This is a genomic window from Bacillus sp. HMSC036E02, assembly GCF_001836235.1.
Lineage (GTDB): Bacteria > Bacillota > Bacilli > Bacillales > Bacillaceae_G > Bacillus_A > Bacillus_A cereus.
Map to the genome: position 1 here is coordinate 1 of NZ_KV827833.1, position 2,961 is coordinate 2,961.

Here is a 2,961-nt window from a genome sequence, read left to right on the forward strand (position 1 = left end):
TCAAAACTAGATAACATTGCTTCATATTATATGGTTAAGTCCTCGATCTATTAGTATTCGTCAGCTCCACATGTCACCATGCTTCCACCTCGAACCTATCAACCTGATCATCTTTCAGGGATCTTACTAGCTTACGCTATGGGAAATCTCATCTTGAGGGGGGCTTCATGCTTAGATGCTTTCAGCACTTATCCCTTCCGCACATAGCTACCCAGCTATGCCCTTGGCAGAACAACTGGTACACCAGCGGTGCGTCCATCCCGGTCCTCTCGTACTAAGGACAGCTCCTCTCAAATTTCCTACGCCCACGACGGATAGGGACCGAACTGTCTCACGACGTTCTGAACCCAGCTCGCGTACCGCTTTAATGGGCGAACAGCCCAACCCTTGGGACCGACTACAGCCCCAGGATGCGATGAGCCGACATCGAGGTGCCAAACCTCCCCGTCGATGTGGACTCTTGGGGGAGATAAGCCTGTTATCCCCGGGGTAGCTTTTATCCGTTGAGCGATGGCCCTTCCATGCGGAACCACCGGATCACTAAGCCCGACTTTCGTCCCTGCTCGACTTGTAGGTCTCGCAGTCAAGCTCCCTTATGCCTTTGCACTCTACGAATGATTTCCAACCATTCTGAGGGAACCTTTGGGCGCCTCCGTTACACTTTAGGAGGCGACCGCCCCAGTCAAACTGCCCACCTGACACTGTCTCCCGGGTCGATAAGACCCGTAGGTTAGAATTTCAATACAGTCAGGGCGGTATCCCACCAGCGCCTCCACCGAAGCTAGCGCTCCGGTTTCAATGGCTCCCGCCTATCCTGTACAAACTGTACCAAAATTCAATATCAGGCTACAGTAAAGCTCCACGGGGTCTTTCCGTCCTGTCGCGGGTAACCTGCATCTTCACAGGTACTATAATTTCACCGAGTCTCTGGTTGAGACAGTGCCCAAATCGTTACACCTTTCGTGCGGGTCGGAACTTACCCGACAAGGAATTTCGCTACCTTAGGACCGTTATAGTTACGGCCGCCGTTTACTGGGGCTTCAGTTCAGAGCTTCGCTTACGCTAACCCCTCTCCTTAACCTTCCAGCACCGGGCAGGTGTCACCCCCTATACTTCGCCTTACGGCTTCGCAGAGAGCTGTGTTTTTGCTAAACAGTCGCTTGGGCCTATTCACTGCGGCTTTCCGTTAAGAAAGCACCCCTTCTCCCGAAGTTACGGGGTCATTTTGCCGAGTTCCTTAACCAGAGTTCTCTCGCACACCTTAGGATTCTCTCCTCGCCTACCTGTGTCGGTTTGCGGTACAGGCACCTTTTATCTCGCTAGAAGCTTTTCTTGGCAGCGGGGAATCAAAGACTTCGCTCCATAAGGAGCTTCCCCATCACAGCTCAGCCTTCACGATAAGCGGATTTGCCTACTTATCAGCCTAACTGCTTGGACGTGCACAACCAATCGCACGCTTCTTCTATCCTTCTGCGTCCCTCCATTGCTCAAACGATAAAGAGGTGGTACAGGAATATCAACCTGTTGTCCATCGCCTACGCCTGTCGGCCTCGGCTTAGGTCCTGACTAACCCTGAGCGGACGAGCCTTCCTCAGGAAACCTTAGGCATTCGGTGGACGGGATTCTCACCCGTCTTTCGCTACTCATACCGGCATTCTCACTTCTAAGCACTCCACCAGTCCTTACGGTCTGACTTCACTGTCCTTAGAACGCTCCCCTACCACTGATACCATTGGTATCAATCCGCAGCTTCGGTGGTGTATTTAGCCCCGGTACATTTTCGGCGCAGAGTCACTCGACTAGTGAGCTATTACGCACTCTTTAAATGGTGGCTGCTTCTAAGCCAACATCCTAGTTGTCTAAGCAACTCCACATCCTTTTCCACTTAATACACACTTTGGGACCTTAGCTGGCGGTCTGGGCTGTTTCCCTTTTGACTACGGATCTTATCACTCGCAGTCTGACTCCTAAGGATAAGTCATTGGCATTCGGAGTTTGACTGAATTCGGTAATCCGATGAGGACCCCTAGTCCAATCAGTGCTCTACCTCCAAGACTCTTACACTTAAGGCTAGCCCTAAAGCTATTTCGGGGAGAACCAGCTATCTCCAGGTTCGATTGGAATTTCTCCGCTACCCACACCTCATCCCCGCACTTTTCAACGTGCGTGGGTTCGGGCCTCCATTCAGTGTTACCTGAACTTCACCCTGGACATGGGTAGATCACCTGGTTTCGGGTCTACGACCACGTACTAAACGCCCTATTCAGACTCGCTTTCGCTGCGGCTCCGCCTCTTCAGCTTAACCTCGCACGGGATCGTAACTCGCCGGTTCATTCTACAAAAGGCACGCCATCACCCGTTAACGGGCTCTGACTATTTGTAGGCACACGGTTTCAGGATCTCTTTCACTCCCCTTCCGGGGTGCTTTTCACCTTTCCCTCACGGTACTGGTTCACTATCGATCACTAGGGAGTATTTAGCCTTGGGAGATGGTCCTCCCAGATTCCGACGGAATTTCACGTGTTCCGCCGTACTCAGGATACATTCAAGAGAGAACGAAGTTTCGACTACGGGGTTGTTACCCTCTACGACGGACCTTTCCAGGTCGCTTCGTCTACCTCGTTCCTTTGTAACTCCGTATAGAATGTCCTACAACCCCAAGAGGCAAGCCTCTTGGTTTGGGCTATGTTCCGTTTCGCTCGCCGCTACTCAGGAAATCGCATTTGCTTTCTCTTCCTCCAGGTACTTAGATGTTTCAGTTCCCTGGGTCTGTCTTCCTTACCCTATGTATTCAGATAAGGATACCATACCATTACGTATGGTGGGTTTCCCCATTCGGAAATCTTCGGATCAAAGCTTACTTACAGCTCCCCGAAGCATATCGGCGTTAGTCCCGTCCTTCATCGACTCCTAGTGTCAAGGCATCCACCGTGCGCCCTTTCTAACTTAACCAAACTAAAA

General features: G+C 51.5%; 1 rRNA gene. It reads right to left on the bottom strand.

Annotated features, from left to right (window positions below):
• Window positions 1-30: 30 nt before the first annotated feature.
• Window positions 31-2,952, bottom strand: a 23S ribosomal RNA gene (locus HMPREF2590_RS10670).
• Window positions 2,953-2,961 lie beyond the last annotated feature (9 nt).